Below are 21466 nucleotides of genomic sequence, written 5' to 3' on the forward strand. Positions count from 1 at the left end.
GCCCCAAGAATAGGCGAGGCGTGCGGCGCAGCAACACGAATTCGAACGCGGGCCTAGGCCTTGGGCGTCAGAACCGCGACGCTGAACCGCTCCGCCGCGTCGACATGACGGTGCCGGACATCCCAGCCCGCCGCACCGGCCAGGGCCGCCAGACTGTCCGGCGTGTACTTGCGCGCAGCACTGATGTGGATTGGCTCGCCTGCTGCAAAGTCGATGCTGTGCCCGGCCACGCGCACCCGCTGGTCGCGGTTCGACACAAGCTCCATGTCGATCCGGGTGAGGGCGGCGTTCCAAGTTGCGCGGTAGTCGAATGCCGCCAGATCAAAATCGGCCTCCGCTTCGCGGTTCAGGCGGCGCAGGATGTTGGTGATGAACTCCGCCGTCACGCCTTGTGCGTCGTCATATGCGGCGACGAGCGTCTGCGTGTCCTTGACCATGTCGGCACCCAGGATGAACGCTTCGATCCCGGCCCACGCCCGGACACCGGACAAAAGCGCCTGCGCGCCCTCCGGCGTCAGGTTGCCGATGGTCGAGCCGGGGAAGAAGGCCACCTTCGGCAGTTCTGTCAGCGCTGCAGGCAGGCTGACGGGTGCGGTGAAATCCGCGACCACTGGCACGATGTCGAGGGCGGGATAGGTGGCCCGCAATCCCTCTGCCGTTTCGAATAGAAAGTCGCGCGAGATGTCGATGGGGACGTAGGCGCCCATATGTCCGCTTGCATCCAGCAGCGTGCGCGTCTTGACCGACGCGCCGGAGCCCAGTTCCACCAGTGCACCGCCCTGCGGCACCAGCCCTGCCAGAGCGTCCGCGTTGGCGTGCAGAATACCCGCCTCCGTCCGGGTCGGGTAGTATTCGGGCAGGCGTGTGATCTCTTCAAACAGCGCGCTGCCGTGATGATCGTAAAGCCACTTGGGGCTGAGCGTCTTGGCATCCGCCGTCAGCCCGGCCAGCGCATCGGCGACAAGGGCCGCGTTGCGTACATGAACCTGAGTTGAGCCGTCCATCATGCAACATCCCGTGCAAGCCGCAGGCCCATCATCTGCCAGCGCTGGTGCGGGTAGAAAAACGTGCGGTAGGTGGCGCGCATCTGTTCCCGAGGGGTCGCGCAGGACCCGCCGCGCAGCACGCGCTGGTTGACCATGAACTTGCCGTTGTATTCCCCCAACGCGCCCTCGGGCGGGCGGAAACCGGGATAGGGGGCAAAGTCGGACGCCGTCCATTCCCACACGTCACCCCAGACGCCCTTGCCGGGCAGGGGCCGCAGTGCGCCGATGGCATCAGCGTCGCCCATCAGGTTCCCCACGATGGGTGTATCGCGAAAGGCGACCTCGTGCTCCGCCTCGGTCGGCAGGCGGGCCTCGGCCCAGCGGGCAAAGGCGTCTGCCTCGTAATAGCTGACATGGACAACCGGCGCGTCGAGAGCGACCGGTTGCGCCCCGCGCAGGGTAAAGGTCCACCATGCGCCATCCTGTTGCCACCAATAGAGCGGATGCGACCACCCTTCGCGCTCGGCCACGGCGTGGCCCTCCATCAGCCAGTGGCGGGTGTCGTCATAGCCGCCGTCCTGCATGAAGGCGATCCAGTCGCGGTTGGTGACCGGACGGTCGGCCATCTCGAACGGGGCGAGGTAGGTCTTGTGTCGCGGCCCTTCGCAATCATAGGCGAACCCGTCTCCCTCATGCCCGATCTCGACCAGCCCGCCGTCATGGCGTGTGTAGGTCAGGGGCACTTCGCTGGTGACCGGCAGCGGCGCGGGATCCTTGTAGACCGGGAGCAGCGGGTTGAAGCTGAGCCCATGCAGCAGGTCCGTGACCAGCAACTCCTGATGCTGCATCTCGTGATGGCAACCCAGTTCGACCAGGGCCGCAATGTCGTCGCTGTCGCCGCGGTCCGCATTCAGCAGGTCGGACAGGCTGTCTTCAACATGGGCGCGGTAAGACCGGACCGCATCGCCGCCGGGGCGGGAGACCAGCCCCCGTTTGTCGCGCGCGTGGCGCGGACCGGCTTGCGTGTAGTAGGAGTTGAACAGAAAGGCGAAGCGGTCGTCAGGCGACGTGTAGCCCGGCAGGCGCGGCTTCAGGATGAACTCTTCGAAAAACCAGGTGGTGTGGGCGAGGTGCCATTTGACGGGCGAGGCGTCCTCCATGCTTTGCAGCATCGTGTCCTCGGGGCTGAGCGGTGCGGCCAGCGCATGGGTGCGTGCGCGGGTGCGTTCAAAGAGGTCGATGGCCTGCGGTGGTGCGAGGGGGGCGGTCAGAGCTGTCATGGGATGCGGGTCCTGTGGTCGGGAATGTGCGACGACGATGCCCCCTACACATGACAGGAATTGGCGGCAGGACCATCGCCCCACACGGTAAAGTGTAATCAGTTAATAATTTGGGCGGCATCGCGCTGGAGGCCCGGCAGGGCCTTGCGACCTGACGAGCGACGAACGCTGCGGGTGTGCGGGCTCTTGCCGAAACCGGGTCGTCCCGCCAGCACGTTTCGGCGCGTCTGGCCCTAGCGCGTTGGCACCGTGCGGGCGGTGTCGCCCGACAGGAAATCGGCGCTGCTTTTGCCTTCGGCGGGCTGTAGGAGCGTTGCGCGCCGGCTCTGCGCTTCGGGCAGCAGCACGGCGCGGCGGGCCACGAAACGGCCCGTGTAGGGGCCAAAGTAGACCGCGCGGCTGTCGGCGAAGGCGCCCAGTTGCAGGCGCTGGTCAAAGCTGTGGCCCAGACCGGCAAGGCGGAAGCCGGGGGCGGTGGCGACCTGTTCCAGATACCCCTCGACTGACAATTGCCGGAGCGTGTCCCCGCCCTGCCTGAACCGGCCAAAACGCAAGGAAGCGACCTGCAGGCGTCCATGGGTAAATGTGCCGCGTGCCACGACGAACTGGCCTCCGATCAGGCTTTGACCGCGCCGTGGGGCCAGCGGTGTCTGGCCGATGCGCCAACCGTCGTCGGCCGACCCTTCGAGGACGCCGGACACGATGTCATCGCCCTCGGGCGCGGCTTGCAGCAGGCTCGCCTGCACCGTGCCGTCCGCCTGCCAGAGGCCTCCTACGGTGACGCGGTTGCCGGCCTGTTCGGCCAGCCCCGCAATTCCCTGCACCGGCGTGCTGTTGACGGCAAAGCCGCTGCCCTGCCGCAGCAGGAGGCCCGTCAGCGGATCGTCGATGTCGATCCGCTGCGCTTCGAACCGACCCAGGCGCGTGCGGGCGAACAGGGTCAGCGTACGCCCTGGCACCAGCAGGCTGTCGCTGGCGCGCCGGTTGGCGGCAAAGACGCGGGTGGATGAGGTCACCTCGACCCGCAGTCCGTTGATCAGAACACTGCCGCGGGCCGTCATCAGACCTACAATGCCGGTGCCGCCAATGCCGCCCTCGAACGGGTCATCGCCCAGTTGTGCCGATGGAATGGCTGGCGCACAGGCGCTCAATGCTGTGCCCCCCACAAGCCCAAGCATGTGCCGTCTGGTCAGCTGTGTCACCGGTCTTGGGCCTTCTCGTCTGTGTCCGCAGGTGCGGCGTCTTCCTTGTAAAAGTAAATGCCCAGCCGGAAGCGTTGTCGAGGCCCCTCTGCATCCTGCGCTGCGCGGTGCAGGGCGCTCGACTGACGGTTGAGATCCTCAAGCAGCTCCTGCGCCTTGGCCCGTGCCGCGGCCTCTATCGCGTCAACGGCTTCGGGCGGCAACTGGTTGTAGAACACCGCGCGTTCGAAAAACGGGGGATCATCGGCCAGCAGGTTTTCGGTGGCCGCGGCCAGGTGGTCTCCGACATTGGCGGCAAAGAACGCCTCCTTGTCGCGGGCCGACCCGGTGCCGACCACCGCCTCGGTCTGCAATTCCAGCAGGCCATCCGCCGTTTCGCTGACCAGACCCGCGTTCATCAACTCGTCCAGGACGGTGCGGGGCCGGACGTCGCGGTTGACCGATCGGACCAGTGTTTCGAAATCTGCACTGCCCTCGGCCTGCCGGGGCAGCAGGCGGGGGGCACCATCGGTGACGAAGTCGGGCGCCGACATCCATTGGCCAATGACCGTGGCCAGCAGCGCACTTTTGCGGCGCGACGGGCCCGTTTCATCCGGTCCTTCGGCCCTGATCGTGCGGATGTCCTTGCGATGCACACCGGTCAGCAGCGCGATGCGGCTGTCGGTCAAAGGTTTGTCATCAAGGCGAAATGAGTCCTCTGCAACCTCGACATACACCCGTTTGAGCAGGCCATAGACCACCGGCGCCGTCAGCCCGCGCGCAATCATCGTGCGCACCAGAGGGCGGAGTAAGCCCTTGAGAACACGCATAAATGCGTCGGATGCACTGGTTTGGTCGCTTGTTGCCATTACCCGAGAATATCGCGCGTGGAAAAATTTTCCACGCAAATCCTTGAAATCTTCGCGGGCTGCGTCACTTCGTCGTCCGTGGGAAATATTCCCACATATATGACAGGCCCCGCGCCACCACGAGGAGATCAACCATGAAACGCCGTTCCTTTATGAAAATGACCGCCATCGGCGCGGCCCTTGCCACCCTTGGCGCCTGCGCCGAGATGAACACGCAGCCCGACATCGTCGACACCGCCATCGCGGCTGGCTCCTTCAACACGCTGGTCGCCGCCGTGCAGGCCGCCGATCTGGTCGACACGCTGAAAAGCCCCGGCCCCTTCACCGTCTTTGCCCCCACGGACGACGCTTTTGCAGCCCTGCCCGCAGGCACGGTTGAAAACCTGCTCAAGCCCGAGAACAAGGACCAGCTGGTTGCCATCCTGACCTACCACGTGCTGCCGGGCCAAACGCTGTCCTCTGATCTGGCCGGTCAGCGCCTGAGCGTTGCGACGGTCAATGGTGCCAATGTCCACATCGACGGGCGCAACGGCGTGAAGGTCGAACAGTCCAACGTGATCCAGGCCGACATCCTGGCCTCGAATGGCGTGATCCACGTGATCGACAAGGTCCTCATTCCTTAAACACGCCAATCCGGAAGGAGACTGAACCGTGCCAGCCACGACATTTAACTTCACCGGTTTTGCTGAAAGCGACCTGATCCAGGGCAACCTGGGTCACGGGTCCACTTTCACCCAGCCCGATGTCGCGACACTTGAATTCGAAGTGATTGACGATGACACCAACCTGAGCGGTGATTTTCACGATCTGTCGCTTGATCGCAGCGGCCAACATGCCTCGATCCTCTCGGGTGGAGAGGATGTGGGGACGGGCGCACGGCTTTATGCAGAACGTGTGTTTCACGTCAAAGGGTCTGACGGCATCGACTACGTGCTTGTCGAGCTTGAACAGGAACACAACCACACCGACTTCTTCACCTATCGTGGCGCCGTGCCACCGGCGGGCACCCAGTTGACAGTAACAGCCGTGCAGAACGTGCTGCACGTCCCCTACGCCGATCTTGGGGCCGGGGCGACAACGCAAAACATCGTTGCCATTGCCGCTGGATCGGATGATTTCAACATTCTGGTGCAGGCGCTGACGGCTGCGGGCCTTGTCGAAACTGTCCAGAACCTCAATGACATCACCGTTTTTGCCCCAACAGACGCGGCCTTTACCCAATTGGCTGTCGATCTGGGCTTTACCGGCGATACGTCGGACGAGAACGCCGTCTTCGGCGCAATCGCAGATGCCCTCACCGCACTGGCACCGGATGGTGATCCAATCCCACTGCTCACGGACATTCTTTTGTATCACGTGTCCGCCGGTGCGTTGTCCGCTGACGATATTGCAGCAGCGGGCAGCGTCGATACGCTCCTGTCCGGCGCGTCCTTCGGGACGGACGGGACAGAGCTGATCGACGCAGAGCCGGACATCGACAATCCGAATATCGTCATTCCGGATATCGCAGCGACCAACGGCACCATCCAGGCCATCGACCGGGTTCTGTTGCCGCTGGACATCCCCGGCAACACCCCCGACCCCGAGCCGGGACCGGAGCTGACGCTCACGGGCCTTGTTGCGGCAAGCGGCGGTGTCTTTGATGCGGATGGCACGGATTTCGACATCCTGCTCAACGCAGTGCAGGCGGCCGGTCTGGCTGGAGCGCTGGACGATCCCGAGGCGGACCTGACCGTCTTTGCGCCCAATGACGCGGCCTTTGTCGGTCTGGCGCAGACGCTGGGCTTTGGCGGGTCGGACGAGGGCGAGGCCTTTGCCTATATCGTCGATGCGCTGACGTTGCTGAGCGCGGGCGGTGACCCCATCGCGCTGCTCACCGACATCCTGCTCTATCACGTGTCGCCGGGCGCGCAGGATGCCGACGACGTGTTGGGTTCCACTACTTTGGACACACTTCTAGGTGCGACCATCGGCGTGGACGGCACCAGCCTTGTCGACAATGACCCCGACGTGCCTGATCCCAACATCATCCTGACCAACCTGGAGGCGACAAACGGGATTGCGCATGTGATCGACGGTGTGCTGCTGCCAGTTGATGTGCTGCCCGACAACGGACCGGGGCGCGTGGACTTCATCATTGACGATGATGGCGGGTCCATCATCTTCACCGGCCGGAATGACGACTTTGTCTTCGGTAAGGGTGGTGATGATCTGATCGGGCTTGGCGCGGGCCACGACGTGGGCCTTGGCGGCGACGGTTCCGACATAATTATCGGTGGCCGGGGCCAAGACACGCTGAATGGCGGTGACGGCAACGACGTCCTTCTCGGTGGGCGCAACCACGATACGCTCGATGGCGGCGACGGAGATGACAAGCTGTTCGGTGGCCGCGCCAATGACGAGTTGACCGGCGGCGGCGGCGAAGACGTTTTCGTCTTTGGCCGGCGCGACGGTGACGATCTCATCACCGACTTCACCGTGGGCGAGGATGCCATTCAATTGCGTGGCTTCTTTGGCAGCCGCGATGTGATGGACCTGGTCTCGTCAGGCAAGGACGGGGCCGTCATCACCTTCGGTGCGGCGACGGTCACACTCGAAGGTGTCGCCGCAAATGCGCTGAGCGTCGACGACTTCCTGTTCTGAACCTGAGCGTCACAAGACAGAATGAGCGGCCGTGCCACATGCGCGGCCGCTTTGCTTTGGGCGGATCACGCCACTTGGCGGCCGTGGCTGAACACGTCTCGGGCAACCGCCGCCCCCTCAATCCGCGCAAAACGCACAAGGTCCGCGCGTTGGCCCACCGCAATATCCCCACGGTCTGTCAACCCGACCGACCGGGCGGGCGTGTGGGTGACCGTCGCGATCCCGCGCGCCATGTCGCCCCACATCTCCCCCAGTTGCACCGCTGACAGCAACAGCGCAGCAGGCACGTAGTCTGACGACAGGATGTCCAGCAAATCCCGTTCGGCCAGGTCGCTGGCGGCCACATTGCCGGAATGCGACCCGCCCCGCACCAGGTTCGGCGCGCCCATGATGATGGCGATGCCGTTGGCGCGGCACGCTTCTGCCGCCTCGACTGTCGTGGGAAACTCCGCCACCGCAACGCCATGCGCGGCAGACACACCCACTTGTTCCGTTGTGGTGTCATCGTGGCTCGCCAGTACCGCGCCCAACCGCCCGGCCTCGGCCACCGCCGCAGCCTCGTGCTTCGCGCCCAGCCGGTCCTGCAGCCCCTGCAGCTTCGCCACATGCTGCGCGAACTCGTTTTCGGTCAGATTGTTCTTGCCCATCACATAGGCCTTCATCTTCTCGATGTCGCGGAACTGGCGCTGACCGGGCGTGTGGTCCATCAGGCTGACGATGCCCACGCGGTCGTCGGCGGTGAACTCCGCCAGCTCTTCGGTCAGTGTCTCCGAACAGATCTCTGCCCGCAAGTGCAGGAAATGGCTTATCTTCAGCACCCCCTGCGCCCGCAACTCCAGCATCTCCGAGGAGAGCGCACGCGCATACTTGGTATAGCGCGCGCGCCCTGACGGGATCGAGCCCACGCGCATCGCGTCAAAAACGGTGGTGATCCCGGTGCCCGCCAACTCCCGATCATGGGCAAGGATCGCGGGCCCGTGCGGCCAGGGCACCTTGGGCCGGGGCGAGATATGGCGCTCCAGGTTGTCGGTGTGTAACTCGATCAGACCGGGGGCGAGATAATCGCCCCCGCAATCCAGCCCCCCCGCTGGCACAGCCGCACCGGTCCCGATCTCGGCAATCACACCGTCGCGCAGCACCACGTGGCCGGTGATCACCTCGTCCGGCAGAACAAGCCGGGCGTTGGCGAGGATCGTGTCTTGTGTCATGTGGCTGTCATCTCGAACTGGAATGGGGCGCGATATGTTCAAACGCTACGCTGTCTATTACACACCCGAACCCGGAACGCCGCTTGCAGAATTCGGGTCCGCATGGCTGGGCTGGGACAGTGCCGAAAGGCGTGCGTGCGAACAGCCCGACATTGCCGGGCTCGACGTCGCGGCCCTGACCGACACACCGCGCAAGTACGGCTTTCACGGCACGATCAAACCGCCCTTCAGGTTGGCGGACGAGCACACTCCCGAAGGCTTGCAGGAGGCACTTGCCACCTTCTGCACAACGACGGCGCCGGTGGCACTCGACGGGCTGCGCCTTGCCCGCCTGGGTCGCTTCCTTGCGCTTGTGCCGCAGGGAGATGCCAGCAGCCTCGCGCAGCTCGCCGCCCGCGCGGTGCAAGAGCTTGACCCGTTTCGCGCCCCGCTGACCGATGCGGAACTGACCAAGCGCAGGGCCGCGCGCCTCACGCCCGCGCAGGACGCGCATCTGGTCCGCTGGGGGTATCCGTATGTGCTCGATCAATTCCGGTTCCACCTGACGCTCAGCGGCAAGCTCGACACACCCACCTTTGAACGCGCCCAAGCCGCACTTGCCCTGATGCTGTCGCAGCTCGACCTCGCGCCCTATCGGCTGACCGGCCTGACCCTGCTGGGTGAGGATGATGCGGGTATGTTCCACCAGATCCACCGCTACGCCCTCACCGGATAAAGCGCCCCAAGGGCCGCGCGCACGGTGTCCGTCAGTGCGCCGGAGTTGTCGATGACCGTCGCCTGAGTTCCATCCGGCAGACCGGTACCCGCGCGCGACAGCCGCTTTGCGATATCATCTGCCGTCTCGCGCCCCCGCGCGCCGAGGCGTTCAGCCAGCGTTTCGGCATCAGCCGTCAGCGCAATGACCCGCAGATCTGGAAACCGCGCGCGCGCCTGCCCCAGCACACCGCGCGACAGGTTTGCCAGCATGTCCCGACCGCCGCCAAGCGCCGCATCTACCGATACCGGAATGCCGTAATGCAACCCATGCGCGGCCCAGCACAAGGCAAAGGCGCCCTCACGCACCATCGCCTGAAAGGCCGGAACGGTCACACCCTCGAACACCTCGCCACCCGCCCCGGTGGGCCGCGTGATCACGCGGCGGACCAGGCCCAGACGCGGCTCGGCCTCGGCCATGGCCTCCATCACGGTGTCCTTGCCCACGCCCGACGGACCGACAACAGCGATCAGGCGCCCACTCACGCTGCCCGCTCCGGTGTGAAGTGGCTGACATCCACCTCCCGGTCGCAGACCTGCGCGCGGGCCGCCTCATCATGGAAGATGCCGACAATGGCGGCCCCGCGCGCCTTTGCTTGTTCAATCAAGTCCAACACCACGGCCCGGTTCGTGGCATCAAGGCTGGCGGTCGGCTCGTCCAGCAGAAGCGCCGGATAATCATGGGCAAAGCCACGCGCGATGTTCACCCGCTGCTGCTCACCGCCCGAAAAGGTCGTCGGGCTCAGCGACCAGAGCCGCTCCGGTATGTTGAGCATCGACAGCAGGTCCCGCGCCCGCGCCTCGGCCCGCGCGACATCGACACCCACCGCGCGTAGCGGCTCCGCCACGACTTCCAGCGTCGGCACACGCGGCACCACGCGCAGGAACTGGCTGACATAACCCAGCGTCTCGCGCCGCAGGGCCAGTACGTCGCGCGGCGGGGCCGTTGCCACATCAACATCCCCCACCATGATCCGCCCCGCCTGCGCGGTGTAGTTGCCGTAGATCATGCGCATCAGCGTCGACTTACCCGCCCCCGACGCCCCCACAAGGGCCACACACTCGCCTGGCGCCACAGCCAGCGCAGCCCCCTGCATCACGGGGATCATCGCACTGCCCTGATTGTGCAGAACAAAGGATTTCGCAACTCCACTGACGTCAATCATGCCCAGATCTTCTTCTGACTAAAAATACGACGGGGTCCGGGGCAGAGCCCCGGGTCTCACACCTGCAACACACTCGACACCAACAACTGAGAATAAGCGTGCTGCGGATCATCCAGCACCTGATCGGTCAGGCCCGTTTCGACCACATGCCCATCTTTCATCACCATCAACCGATCTGCCAGCAACCGGACGACGGCGAGGTCATGTGTCACGATGATCGCACTCAGTCCCATCTCCCGCACCAGCCCGCGCAGCAAGTCCAAAAGCCGCGCCTGCACCGACACATCCAGCCCGCCGGTGGGCTCATCCATGAACACAAGCCGCGGCCCGGTCACGAGGTTGCGCGCGATCTGCAGGCGCTGCTGCATCCCACCGGAGAATTGCCGAGGCCGGTCGTCGATCCGGTCCTCCGCGATCTCGACCCGCCCCAGCCAGTCAATAGCCTGCGCCCGGATATCGCCGTAGTGCCGCGCCCCCACGGCCATCAACCGCTCGCCCACATTGCCGCCCGCGCTCACATTCATGCGGAGCCCGTCGCGCGCATGCTGGTGGACAAAGGCCCAGTCAGTCCGCCCCAGCATCCGCCGCTCCGGCTCGCTCATGGTCACTGTGTCGCGCATGCCGTCAGCACGGGTGTCGAACATCACGCGGCCCGCATCGGGCGGCAGGTGCCCGGCCATGCAGTTCAGCAAGGTGGATTTGCCCGACCCGCTCTCGCCCACGATGCCCATCACCTCACCGGGATAAAGGTCAAAGCTCACCTCGGCGCAGCCGATCCTCTGCCCGTAGAACTTCGACAGCCCATCAACTTGCAACAGCGGACTCATGTGGCCTCTCCGATCGCGGCACTGAAGTCGGTGGGAAGCAACACCATCTCCTCGATCCCCAACACGAAATCCCCATGCTGGGCCGATGTCTCGGCCTTGATCCGCTTCCACTCTTCATCGGCCATGAAGCTGGCCCACTTGTCGCCCATCTCGGCCTCGTCTTCCCACGCCAGCAGATAGACAAAGCGCACGCGGCCCTCACGCTCATCCGTCCACATCGCCTGAATGCGAAAGCCATGGTCGGCCATCAACCGGGCCGCATGATCGCGAAAGCGATCCAGAAACGGCCTGCGATTGCCCGGCGGCACCTCGTATATGCGCAGCTGGTTGATCATGCTGCGTCCTCCTTGAATGGGGTTCCTTGCGCACCGACATGCCCGGCGGCCCGGCGGGACTGGCAGTAATCGGTGTCGGAACACATGAACATGCGCGTGCCTGCGTCATCCACGATCAGCTCATCCAGATAGCTGTCCGTCGCCCCGCACAGCGCGCAGGCATGCTCGGCCTTCGAAGCTTCGAACGGATAATCGTCAAAGCCGAGGCTCACGACCCGCGTATAGGGCGGCAGCGCGTAAATCCGCTGCTCACGCCCCGCCCCAAAAAGCTGAATGGCCGCCATGCTCAGCTTCGGATTGTCGAATTTCGGAATGGGCGAGGGATCCATCACATAGCGCCCCTCAACCTCCACCGGATAGGCATAGGCGGTGGCAATCGCCCCATGCGCGCTGATGTCCTCATAGAGCTTCACATGCATCAACCCGTATTCCTCAAGCGCATGCATCTTGCGGGTCTCCACCTCCGACGGTTCGAGAAAGCGCAAGGGCTCCGGGATCGGAACCTGGTAGACAAGGATCTGATCGTCAGTCAGCGGTTCCTCGGGAATGCGGTGGCGGGTCTGGATCACCGTGGCATCGCTGGTGGCTTCAGTTGTCTCCACTCCCGCCGTGCGCTCGAAAAAGCGGCGGATAGAAACGGCGTTGGTCGTGTCATCGGCGCCCTGATCAATCACCTTGAACACGTCGCTTGCAGTCATGACGGCCGCCGACACCTGCACGCCACCCGTGCCCCAGCCATAAGGCATCGGCATCTCGCGACTGGCAAATGGCACCTGATACCCCGGAATAGCCAATCCTTTGAGGATCGCACGTCGGATCATTCGCTTGGTTTGTTCGTCCAGATAAGCAAAGTTGTAGTCCGTCATCGCTCAACGCTCCTCAGGTCTGTCGGCCCTTCGTCGCGATGATCGCCTGCCAAGGCGTGAAGAGCGTTCATTCCGCCGCCTCCTGCCGCACTTGCCCCATCGCCTCACGCCGCAGCTTGCGGATCAGCTCCAGCTCGGACTGGAAATCCACGTAATGCGGTAGCTTGATGTGCTCCAGAAACCCCGTCGCCTGGATGTTGTCCGCATGATACAGCACGAATTCCTCGTCCTGCGCCGGTGCGCCCACGTTGTCCTCACCCAACTCCTTCCACCGCAAGGCACGGTCCACCAGCGCCATGGAAATCGCCTTGCGCTCGCACATCCCGAACACGAGGCCATAGCCCCGCGTAAACTGCGGCGGTTCGGTCTTGGACCCCTGAAACTGGTTCACCGTCTCGCACTCGGTCAGCTCGACTTCGCCCAGCTCAATGGCAAAGCCCAGCTCTGGAATGCCCATCTCGACCGCGCACGCACCGATGCGCAACTCGGCGACAAAAGCATGGTTTCGGGCGTATCCGCGCTGGGTGGAATAGGCCATGCCAAGGATGAACCCCTCATCCCCCCGCGTCAGCGATTGCAGGCGCAGCGGGCGCGCGGCGGGCAATTCCAACGGCTCCCGCGTCAGGTCCGGCGGCGTCTCCGCCCCCTCTGGCTCCGGTTGGATCAGGTCCTCGCGGTCAAGGAATGACATGATGTGCGGCTTGGTTTCGGGCGCTTCTGCCCGCTCCGGTGCGCTCGGCACCTCGCCGTCGGCGGCCAGTTTGAAATCCAAAAGCCGGTGCGTGTAGTCGAATGTCGGCCCCAGTACCTGCCCACCCGGCGCGTCCTTGAACGTGGCCGACACGCGGCGGTCACAGGCCATCGCCTCGGTGTCCACAGGTTCCGAGCCCCCAAACCGGGGCAGGGTGGTACGGTAAGCCCGGATCAGAAAGATCGCCTCGATCAGATCCCCCCGCGCCTGCTTGATCGCCAACGCCGCAAGGTCCGGGTCATAGAGCGACCCCTCCGCCATCACCCGGTTCACAGCCAGCTTCAACTGCCCCTTGATCTGGTCCACCGACAGTTCGGCCACGTCCTCCGGCCCGCGCCGTTCCTCGGCCAACCACGCATGGGCGGCGTCAATCGCCTTCTCGCCCCCTTTTACCGCGACATACATCAGATCACCTTCGTGCTGCGGGGCAGGGCGGCCATCTGCGCCCCGCACGTGAACATGAAATCCAGACCCAACGGGAACAGCGTCGCATTGCGCTGGAATGCGGCCACATCCGGCAGGTCGAGCACCGCGCGCTCCTTGATCCCCGGCCCGGTCAGCGTCGCACCCTCTGCCCGCAACTCCAACATCTCGACGATCACGGTGGCAGAGCGGTCCGGGTATTCCGGCGTTCCGATCCGCAGCACAGACAGGTCGATGTCATTCCAGTCTCCGACCACGAAATCAGCGTCTTCAGCCGCCACAAGCGGCGCGCCGGTCTGGAACGTAATCCAATCGCGCACGGCTTGCGTGTCGCAGGCCCCGGCAAGGTGCACGCCGGTATCCGGGTCACAAAGCGTCAGCAAAGCAGTGCCCGCCGCCACCGACAGGGGCACAGGTGCCACGGCCCCCGCCACGTCGCAAATGGTGCCAGGCCGGGCCATGGCTTGCATGATGCCACGAAAGGCAACGGCGCTTTGTTGCGGTGGGTCCGTAAAACCACCCGAAAGGCTGGCGTGATCCATCAATCCTCTCCCCGCACCATGGTAAAGAAATCGACCTTCGTCGCCGCCGCCTTGGCCGCGCGGGTCGTGCGGCGCGCTTCGGCGGCGTTCCGCAATGGGGTAACAATCGCGTTCTCAACGGCAACCGCATCCGCCGTCTGCATCAACGCATCGGTCAACGCCGCCTGCATCGCATGATCCTTGCCGCGCCCCTGCACATACCCATGCCCAACCTCACCCGAGGCCAGGCGCACAGAACAGCGTGTCACCGTCATCTCACCCAGATTGAACGGCGCACCCACGGCCCCCGCGCGCCCGCGCACCATCACGGCACCAATCTCCGGCGCGCGCAGCACCTCGTGGTCCGGCGCATATCCCGCCTCGGCCCAGAGCGCTGCGACATCCGCCGCCTGCGCCTTGGCCAGCACCGACAGCCACGCCTTGCGGGCTGCATTCGGGTCGCCTGATCCGTCCATCTATACACCTTGCGAAGTTGTCGAGATCACTATACAACTAGACAAATCATAGGTGAGTCGGCCCGTATGGTCCATCGGCTTGTTGTGAAAGTTTCGTGACACGAAAAGGGGGCCGCCCGTGCCACGCACACCCATCTGGAAATCCATCGCCGCCACCCTGTCGTCCGAGATCGCGGATGGCGCCTACCGCCCCGGCGACAAACTCCCGACGGAGGCGCAGATGGCGTCCCGCTTCGGCGTGAACCGGCACACGGTGCGGCACGCCCTGTCGGCGCTGGTCGAAGCGGGCACGGTCCACACAAGACGCGGGGCAGGGGCGTTTGTTGCGCAAACGCCCACCGACTATCCCATCGGCAAGCGGGTGCGCTTCCACCAGAACCTGCGTGCCGCCGGTCGCATCCCGGCCAAGGAGGTGCTGTCGGTCACAACCCGCCTCGCCAACAGCAAGGAACGCGAGGCACTGGGCCTCGGCGCAGATGACCAAGTCCACACCTACGAGGGCCTCAGCCTCGCCGACGACCAGCCCATCGCGCTCTTCCGCTCGGTCTTTCCCGCCGCACCCTTCCCAGACCTGCCGGATGCGCTCGCCCAATCCGGTTCCGTCACGGCAGCCCTGCAAACCGGGGGCGTCACCGACTACACCCGCGCCTGGACGCGCCTGACGGCCAAATCGGCAACGGCGACCCAGGCCCTGCACCTGCGCATCGCCGAGGGCGCCCCGATCCTGCGCAGCGACAGCCTCAACATCGACACCACAGGGCGGCCCATCGAATTGGGCCGCACGTGGTTCGCGGGCGACCGGGTCACCCTCACGCTGGCCGAGGACATGTGAAAGATTTGTGACGTCACCGCGCTGACATATCCACAGGCTACTATCACGGGAAACACGTTTCGCATTGTACCCTGATCGAGCCTACAGATGCCCCGACCCTTTCCCGCCTTTTGCATGACCGGCGCCCGTATCCTGCGCGACGGAACGCTGTTGGACGCCCCGCTTTGCGTGGCCGAGGGGCAGGTGGTGGACGCCGCCCAACCCCAGCTTGACCTCACGGGCTACCTTGTCTTGCCCGGCATCATCGACCTGCACGGCGACGCCTTCGAACACCACATGGCCCCGCGCCCCTCCGCCCCGTTCCCGTTTGAGACGGGCCTCATCGGCACCGACCGTGACGCTGCCGCCAACGGTGTCACGACGGCCTGGATGGCCCAAAGCTGGAGTTGGGAGGGCGGGCATCGCGGCCCCGACTATGCAGAAGGGTTCCTCGCGGCCCACGCCGCCTACCGCCCCTGGATGCAGACCGACCTGCGCATCCAGATCCGGTGCGAAACGCATACCGTCGATCAGAAAGACCGGCTGATCGCGGCCATCCGTGACCACGACATCGACTACGTGATCTTCAACAACCACCTGGACGAAGCCCTCGACCTCGCCCGCACCAAACCCGAAGAGATCGTCTATTGGGCGCGCAAATCCGGGCGCACGGCCGAGGCGCATATGGCTCTCGTGCATGCCGCCCAAGCACAGGACAAGGACGTGCCGCGCTACCTGTGCGACCTCGCCGCCGCTTTCGACCGGATGGGCGTCACTTATGGCAGCCACGACGACCACGATGCCGCGACGCGCGAACATTATTCAATGATCGGGGCCAAGATCTGCGAATTCCCGACCTCGATGAAGGCCGCACTGGTCGCGCGCACATGGGGCGACCCGATCCTGATGGGCGCGCCCAACGTGGTGCGAGGCGGCAGTCAGTCGGGCAACATCGCGGCCTCCGTTCTCGTTGCCGAAGGGGCCTGCGACGCGCTGGTGTCGGACTACTACTACCCCGCCCTGTCCCAGGCCGCGTTCAAGCTGGCGGACAATGGCGTCCTGACCTTCGCCAAGGCGTGGGAGATGATCTCTACCCGCCCGGCGGCCATCATGGGCCTCGCTGACCGCGGCACGCTGGACACCGGCAAACGCGCCGATCTGACCATCATCAACGCCGACACCCGCCAGATCGAGGCGACCATGGCAGGCGGCCGCTGGACCCATCTGTGCGGAGAGGTGGCCGCCCGTGTCAGCGACGCACCGGCGCGGTTGTCAGTGGCCGCCGAATAGGGCGGTTCAGGATCCGCCTTACGTAAGGCGCACCCATGGTGCGCCACCGTCACGCGTATTTTTCAAGAAACGCCTCTGCGTTTAGAGCGCGAAAGTCATCCAGCCGCGCGCGCAAGGTGGCATTGTCCCAATCCCACCAGGCCAGCGCCATCATCCGGTCCGCCACCCCGGGCGCATAGCGGTCCCGGATCTTCGTCGCCGTCACCCCGCCAACGATGGTGTAGGGGGCCACATCCTTGGTCACGATGGCGCCCGAGGCGACAACAGCGCCGTGGCCCACCGTCACCTCCGGCTTGATCTGCGCATTGTGCCCGATCCAAGTGTCATGGCCGATAGATGCCCGCCGTGTCCGGCGCTTGGCGAACCAGTCCGCATCATCCTCCGCATCGTCCCAGTAACTGGCCGAGCGATACATGAAATGGTGCAGCGACGCGCGTTCGAGCGGATGATCGGTGGCGCCGATGCGGACAAAGCTCGCGATGTTTGCGAACTTGCCGACGGTCACATTCGCAAGGTCACAATAGCGGTCGCAATAGCTGTAATCGCCCATCTCCACCTGGGCGAGGCGCGTACCCTTGCCGATCTCGGTATAGGTCCCGAGCGTTGTGTTCACCGCATCCACATCGTCGTGCAGAAACGGCGCGTCCGTCAGTCTTGGCATCAGTGGCCGCCTTCGTCACCCTTGATCAACTTGCGGCGCAGCATACCCGACACCCAGTCCATGAACACCACCATCACGATGATCAGCATGATGTAGTAGCTGACCTCTTCCCAATCCTTCTGGGTGATGATCGCCTGCGTGAGCAGCAGGCCAATGCCACCCCCGGTGATGGCCCCGATGACGGTGGCGGATCGGGTGTTTGATTCCAGGAAGTACAGGATCTGGCTGATCAGCACAGGCGTGATCTGCGGGATGACGCCAAAGCGGTAGCGCTGGATCGGCTTCGCGCCGGTCGATTGCACGCCTTCGATTTGCTTCTTGTCGACGTTTTCCAGCGCTTCCGAGAACAGCTTGCCAAAGGTGCCGGTGTCCGTGATCAGGATCGCCAGCGCACCGGTGAGCGGGCCAAGGCCAAAGGCGCGGCTCAGGATGATGGTCCAGATCAGCGCGTCGACCCCGCGGATAAAGTCAAAGAGCCGCCGCGTCGCCATGCGCACCGCCACCAGCGGGGCAAAGTTCCGCGCCGCCAGAAAGGCCAGTGGCAAGGCCAGAACGGCAGCGCCCATCGTGCCCAGGAACGCCATCAGGATCGTTTCGAAAATGGCCCAGGCGACATCGCCATGCCGCCACATGTTGTTGTTCCAGAAGTCGCTTGCGATGGCACCCGCTTCACCGCTGACGGCACGGCTGACCACCTCGCCAAAGCCCATCCCGTAATAGGGGCTGTCGAGGGTGAAAAAGAACAGCTCCCACCCGACAAAGTACCGAAACACTTCCGTCCGGTTGCGGGTGACCGACAGGCGGCCTGCCTCGGTCGTGACCGCCACGCGGTTCTTCGAGGCGCTGATCCAGTCTGGCAGTTCGTCCGTGGGGTAGGTCTGAATGACACCCTGCGACCGGGAGACCTCGAACGTCATCAGCCCGTAGCCCGGCACGTCATAGGTCACGCCGTTGTTCTCGGGCAGGTAGGTGATGATGTGGCCATCGCCCAGATCAATGACGGTCTCTTCACCAAGGGCCACCCACTCCGGCGCCTCACCGTCCGGGTAAGCACCCTTGTTCTCGCCCTCGATGGCGACGCGCACGTCGCCCGACCGGTTGTCGCGGGTCACGTGGACCTTGTGGCTGTAGGTGTCGGCCACCAGCGCGCGGGCGTTGGCGCCGCTCGCCTTCTGGATCAGTTCGGGCACGCCAAAAGCAAAGAAGACGTACACCAGATAGGCCAACACCAGCGCGGGCAGGCCGAAGCTCACCAGCCGCTTGCGCGCCATCACGCGGTCGGCGGACCCTTTCAGGTCGGCGGTATCAAGCATGGTCATCAGCGGCGCTCCGATTTGGACCCGTGGGTCAGGCGGTCACGGTAGTGGCTTGAGGTCTGGTCGATCACCACGATGGTCAGAAACAGCAGCAGGAAGATCGCCGCCGCCTCGTCATAGCGGCCCTGGCCCCAGCTGATCGCGTTCTTCAGCTCGTAGCCAAGCCCGCCTGCGCCCACGAAGCCCAGGATGGCGGACGCGCGCACGTTGATCTCGAACCGCAAGAGCGCGTAGCTCAGCCAGTTGGGGGCCACTTGCGGCACCACGCCCAGGGCCATCTTCTGGCCCCATGTCGCGCCCACGGAAGAGAGCCCGTCGAGCGGCTTCAGGTCCGCGTTTTCGTTCACTTCGGAAAAGAGTTTGCCCAGAGCGCCTGCCGTATGGAGCGCAATGGCGATCATCGCGGGCACCGGCCCGCCGCCGAGGATGAAGATCAGGACCAGCGCCACCACGATCTCGGGGATGGCGCGGGCGATGTCCATGATGCGGCGAAAGACCGGGATGAGAACGGGAAAGCGCGCCATGCCGCGCGTGGACAAAAGCGACAGGAAGATGGCCGCCAGCGCGCCCAGCAGCGTGGCAGCGGCAGCGATGTTCACCGTCTCGATCAGGGCCGGAAAGAAGGTCACGAAATGGCCGGGAAACTCCGCCAGTTTGCCGCTGGCCTCGATGACCAACTCGGACGGGTAGTCAAAGAAGTTGTCGATCCCGCCCCAGAACGACCCGGCATTGCGCTCGCCCGCGACGGAAAATCCGGCGACCATGAGGGCGATGAAAATAATTAGCAGAACAAGGGAATAGAGACGCTTCTGCCGCGTCAGCGCCATGTATTCGTCGTGGATGCCGCCCAGATCGCGAGCGCCCGCTGTTGTGTCGGCCATGCCTGCCCCTTGGTATTCCTGAAATCAGGAGAGTGTTTCGCGCGCGAAACAACTTTAGAGTGTATTAACCATTGAATTACCGGGCCCCCAGAAGCTGGGGACCCGGCAGAAGCGCACTTAAATCAGTTGGACTTGGCTTTGCGTGCTTCGATCACGGAGACATATGCCTCGTGCGTGATCGGGTCGAAGCCCAGGCTTTCACCGGCCGAGATGTTGTATGTGCAATCCTTGTCGGTATCGAACATGTTGTCGACCAGCGCGGTCATCGTGGCCTTCACGTCCTCGGGCAGATCCTTGCGCAGAACGATGGGGCCTTCGGGGATCGGCTTGGATTTCCAGATCTCGACCAGTTCGTTCATGTCAACGAGGCCCGCGTCCACGGCCTTGCGCAGCGCGCCCGAGTTGTAGCCGTCTTCCCACGCGCCCTGACCGTCGGCCCAGGTCACACCGGCGTCGATGTCGCCGTTGTTGACGGCAACGATGGTCTGCTCGTGACCACCGGTGAATTTAACCTCACCAAAGTAGTCGCCGGAGTCCATGGTGATCTCGTCCTTGTACTGCGGCACTTCGATCGACGGGATCAGGTAGCCCGAGGTCGAGTTGGGATCGCCAAAGCCGAAAACCTTGCCTTCCATATCATCCAGGTTGGTGATGCCGCTGTCGGCGCGGGCAAAGCCGATGGAATGGTAGCCGTAGGAGCCATCGAGGTTGATCTTGACCAGCACCGGCTCAACCGCGTCGGGGTTCTGCAGGTAGGTCGCTGCGTAGGCGGAGGCCCCCAGCCACGCCATGTCGAGCGTGCCGCCGACGAGGCCCTGGATCACACCGGCATAGTCGGCGGGGGCAAACAGCTTGGTCTCAACACCCAGCGCTTCTTCGGTATAGGCGCGCAGGCACTCGTTCGAGTTCAGACGGTCCTGGGCGTTTTCCCCACCCAGCAGGCCGATGCGGAATTCGGTGATGCCTTCGGCGCTTGCCGTGCCCACCAGGGCTGTTGTTGCCAAAGCGGCAGCGATGATCGTTTTCATGTGTCTCTCCGTTGGAACGAAAAAGCCCCGACGCGTTTTCGCATCGGGGGTGAAGGTCAGACGTAGGCCTCGGCCTCCATCTTGGCTTTTTCCTGGGCGTCCAGTGCCTCGATCTCGGTCGAGGTGGCGCTTTCGGAAAACTCGGCACCCGCGCCATAAATCTCGCGGGCCATGGATGTGGTCAGCTTGTCTGGCGTGGCGTCAAACACGATGCGCCCGGCACGCATCCCGATCACCCGGTCGCAATAGCGGCGTGCGGTATCAAGGGTGTGCAGGTTGGCGATGACCATCCGGCCATCTTCCTCGTGGATGCGGCGCAGGGCGTCCATCACGACCTGCGCGTTCATCGGATCGAGCGAGGCGATGGGCTCGTCCGCCAGAATGATCCGGGGGTCCTGCATCAGCGCACGCGCGATTGCCACGCGCTGCTGCTGACCGCCCGACAGCGCCTCGGCCCGTTTGGGCGCGTGTTCCGCAATGCCCAGACGGTCAAGGATGTCGATGGCGCGGTGGATGTCTTCTGTCGGGTAGAGGTTGAACAACGTCGCCAGCGTCGAGCGGCGATTGAGCGTGCCGTGCAGCACGTTCGACACCACGTCCATACGCGGCACCAGGTTGAACTGCTGGAAAATCATGGCGCACTGGCTTTGCCATTCGCGCTTGGCCGCACCTTTCAGGGCGGTGATCTCCTGCCCTTCGAAATGGATCGCGCCGGAGGTGTGGTCGGTCAGCCGGTTCAGCATCCTGAGCAGGGTGGATTTGCCCGCACCTGACCGCCCGATGATCCCGATCATCTGCGGTTTGTCGACCTCAACGCTCGCGGCATCGACGGCCACGTTTTCGCCAAACGCCTTGGTCAGCTTTTCGATCCTGAGCATTCCATCCCCCGGCTTGCACGACGCGTGGTATCGGGGGGATTGGATTCGGAAATGTATCAGTTTCGCGAAGATTTTGTGACTGCGGTGGGCCGCAGGCCTGACCTTCCCGTAAGGCGTGTATTCGGGCGTTTCACCACGGCTTTCGCGCTTGGGTTGCCGCGATTTTAAGCGGCGCACGTACTGGCTTTCGAATGCTAAAAAGTAGCGCATCGAAGCGGCAAGCAGTTGAATGCCGTCAATCCAAGGGAACGCCGGACGCGTGCCGCAATTCGCAAACTGGCGCTACCGAATGGAGTGAGCTGGGTATTGGAGGGTA

Annotated in this window: 23 protein-coding genes; 5 read left to right on the forward strand and 18 right to left on the reverse strand. The window is 64.1% G+C overall.

Annotated features, from left to right (window positions below):
- Positions 1 to 53 precede the first annotated feature (53 nt).
- From egtD to FD715_RS07200, 4 genes are all read right to left on the reverse strand, one after another.
- Positions 54 to 1007, reverse strand: coding sequence for an L-histidine N(alpha)-methyltransferase (gene egtD / locus FD715_RS07185; RefSeq protein WP_223274765.1), 954 nt, complete (start codon positions 1005 to 1007; stop codon positions 54 to 56).
- A complete protein-coding gene (gene egtB, locus FD715_RS07190) occupies positions 1004 to 2266 on the reverse strand; it encodes an ergothioneine biosynthesis protein EgtB (RefSeq protein ID WP_147107346.1) in 1263 nt (420 codons plus the stop codon). Before egtB ends, egtD begins: the two co-directional genes overlap by 4 nt.
- A gap of 233 nt (positions 2267 to 2499) precedes the next feature.
- Positions 2500 to 3444: a DUF5666 domain-containing protein gene (locus FD715_RS07195; RefSeq protein WP_223274766.1), complete on the reverse strand. Its 945-nt coding sequence runs from the start codon at positions 3442 to 3444 to the stop codon at positions 2500 to 2502.
- Positions 3445 to 3464: 20 nt separating this feature from the next.
- Positions 3465 to 4316, reverse strand: a complete 852-nt coding sequence (locus tag FD715_RS07200; protein WP_147107352.1) for a DUF6502 family protein — start codon at positions 4314 to 4316, stop codon at positions 3465 to 3467.
- Between the two features lie 134 nt (positions 4317 to 4450).
- Between FD715_RS07200 and FD715_RS07205 the strand changes: the two genes are divergently transcribed.
- Positions 4451 to 4939 carry a fasciclin domain-containing protein gene (locus FD715_RS07205; RefSeq protein WP_147107355.1) on the forward strand — a complete coding sequence of 163 codons (489 nt, stop codon included), beginning with the start codon at positions 4451 to 4453 and terminating at the stop codon, positions 4937 to 4939.
- A 28-nt stretch (positions 4940 to 4967) separates the two neighbouring features.
- Complete coding sequence (locus FD715_RS07210; protein WP_147107368.1) at positions 4968 to 6959, forward strand: fasciclin domain-containing protein; 1992 nt, start codon at positions 4968 to 4970, stop codon at positions 6957 to 6959.
- Between the two features lie 65 nt (positions 6960 to 7024).
- Here FD715_RS07210 and FD715_RS07215 read toward each other — a convergent pair whose 3' ends face one another.
- Positions 7025 to 8167 carry an alpha-D-ribose 1-methylphosphonate 5-triphosphate diphosphatase gene (locus tag FD715_RS07215; protein WP_147107371.1) on the reverse strand — a complete coding sequence of 381 codons (1143 nt, stop codon included), beginning with the start codon at positions 8165 to 8167 and terminating at the stop codon, positions 7025 to 7027.
- A 34-nt stretch (positions 8168 to 8201) separates the two neighbouring features.
- Here FD715_RS07215 and FD715_RS07220 point away from each other — a divergent pair, with 34 nt between their 5' ends.
- Positions 8202 to 8882, forward strand: a complete 681-nt coding sequence (locus FD715_RS07220) for a DUF1045 domain-containing protein (protein ID WP_223274768.1) — start codon at positions 8202 to 8204, stop codon at positions 8880 to 8882.
- On the opposite strand, the gene phnN is transcribed toward FD715_RS07220, so the two are convergent.
- The 8 genes from phnN to phnG form a co-directional block, all read right to left on the reverse strand.
- Positions 8864 to 9406, reverse strand: a complete 543-nt coding sequence (phnN, locus tag FD715_RS07225) for a phosphonate metabolism protein/1,5-bisphosphokinase (PRPP-forming) PhnN (protein WP_147107376.1) — start codon at positions 9404 to 9406, stop codon at positions 8864 to 8866. The genes FD715_RS07220 and phnN overlap by 19 nt on opposite strands.
- Positions 9403 to 10086, reverse strand: a complete 684-nt coding sequence (phnL, locus tag FD715_RS07230; protein WP_147107380.1) for a phosphonate C-P lyase system protein PhnL — start codon at positions 10084 to 10086, stop codon at positions 9403 to 9405. The genes phnN and phnL overlap by 4 nt, the downstream gene beginning before the upstream one ends.
- Before the next feature lie 56 nt (positions 10087 to 10142).
- A complete protein-coding gene (gene phnK, locus FD715_RS07235) occupies positions 10143 to 10913 on the reverse strand; it encodes a phosphonate C-P lyase system protein PhnK (RefSeq protein ID WP_147107383.1) in 771 nt (256 codons plus the stop codon).
- A complete protein-coding gene (locus tag FD715_RS07240; RefSeq protein WP_147107387.1) occupies positions 10910 to 11248 on the reverse strand; it encodes an NIPSNAP family protein in 339 nt (112 codons plus the stop codon). Before FD715_RS07240 ends, phnK begins: the two co-directional genes overlap by 4 nt.
- The gene (locus FD715_RS07245; RefSeq protein WP_147107390.1) at positions 11245 to 12114 is read right to left on the reverse strand and encodes an alpha-D-ribose 1-methylphosphonate 5-phosphate C-P-lyase PhnJ; all 870 of its coding nucleotides are present in this window, start codon (positions 12112 to 12114) and stop codon (positions 11245 to 11247) included. Before FD715_RS07245 ends, FD715_RS07240 begins: the two co-directional genes overlap by 4 nt.
- Before the next feature lie 67 nt (positions 12115 to 12181).
- Positions 12182 to 13270 (reverse strand): carbon-phosphorus lyase complex subunit PhnI, encoded by a 1089-nt coding sequence (locus FD715_RS07250; protein WP_147107392.1) that lies wholly within the window; start codon positions 13268 to 13270, stop codon positions 12182 to 12184.
- On the reverse strand, positions 13270 to 13830 hold the full coding sequence (gene phnH / locus FD715_RS07255; RefSeq protein ID WP_147107394.1) for a phosphonate C-P lyase system protein PhnH: 561 nt from the start codon (positions 13828 to 13830) through the stop codon (positions 13270 to 13272). Before phnH ends, FD715_RS07250 begins: the two co-directional genes overlap by 1 nt.
- Positions 13830 to 14285 (reverse strand): phosphonate C-P lyase system protein PhnG, encoded by a 456-nt coding sequence (phnG, locus tag FD715_RS07260; protein WP_147107397.1) that lies wholly within the window; start codon positions 14283 to 14285, stop codon positions 13830 to 13832. Before phnG ends, phnH begins: the two co-directional genes overlap by 1 nt.
- A 118-nt stretch (positions 14286 to 14403) precedes the next feature.
- On the opposite strand from phnG, the gene phnF reads away from it, so the two are divergent.
- A complete protein-coding gene (gene phnF, locus FD715_RS07265) occupies positions 14404 to 15117 on the forward strand; it encodes a phosphonate metabolism transcriptional regulator PhnF (protein ID WP_147107400.1) in 714 nt (237 codons plus the stop codon).
- Positions 15118 to 15231: 114 nt separating this feature from the next.
- Complete coding sequence (locus FD715_RS07270) at positions 15232 to 16386, forward strand: alpha-D-ribose 1-methylphosphonate 5-triphosphate diphosphatase (protein ID WP_255450635.1); 1155 nt, start codon at positions 15232 to 15234, stop codon at positions 16384 to 16386.
- Positions 16387 to 16435: 49 nt separating this feature from the next.
- On the opposite strand, the gene FD715_RS07275 is transcribed toward FD715_RS07270, so the two are convergent.
- The 5 genes from FD715_RS07275 to phnC form a co-directional block, all read right to left on the reverse strand.
- Positions 16436 to 17047, reverse strand: a complete 612-nt coding sequence (locus tag FD715_RS07275) for a chloramphenicol acetyltransferase (RefSeq protein ID WP_147107405.1) — start codon at positions 17045 to 17047, stop codon at positions 16436 to 16438.
- Positions 17047 to 18366, reverse strand: a complete 1320-nt coding sequence (gene phnE, locus FD715_RS07280) for a phosphonate ABC transporter, permease protein PhnE (RefSeq protein ID WP_147107408.1) — start codon at positions 18364 to 18366, stop codon at positions 17047 to 17049. The genes FD715_RS07275 and phnE (FD715_RS07280) overlap by 1 nt, the downstream gene beginning before the upstream one ends.
- Positions 18366 to 19244, reverse strand: a complete 879-nt coding sequence (gene phnE / locus FD715_RS07285) for a phosphonate ABC transporter, permease protein PhnE (RefSeq protein ID WP_147107411.1) — start codon at positions 19242 to 19244, stop codon at positions 18366 to 18368. The genes phnE (FD715_RS07280) and phnE (FD715_RS07285) overlap by 1 nt, the downstream gene beginning before the upstream one ends.
- 122 nt (positions 19245 to 19366) lie before the next feature.
- A complete protein-coding gene (gene phnD / locus FD715_RS07290; protein ID WP_147107414.1) occupies positions 19367 to 20272 on the reverse strand; it encodes a phosphonate ABC transporter substrate-binding protein in 906 nt (301 codons plus the stop codon).
- Positions 20273 to 20328: 56 nt separating this feature from the next.
- On the reverse strand, positions 20329 to 21150 hold the full coding sequence (gene phnC / locus FD715_RS07295) for a phosphonate ABC transporter ATP-binding protein (protein ID WP_147107417.1): 822 nt from the start codon (positions 21148 to 21150) through the stop codon (positions 20329 to 20331).
- Positions 21151 to 21466: the final 316 nt, after the last annotated feature.

Origin of the sequence: Tateyamaria sp. syn59 (assembly GCF_007995245.1) — a bacterium.
GTDB lineage: Bacteria > Pseudomonadota > Alphaproteobacteria > Rhodobacterales > Rhodobacteraceae > Tateyamaria.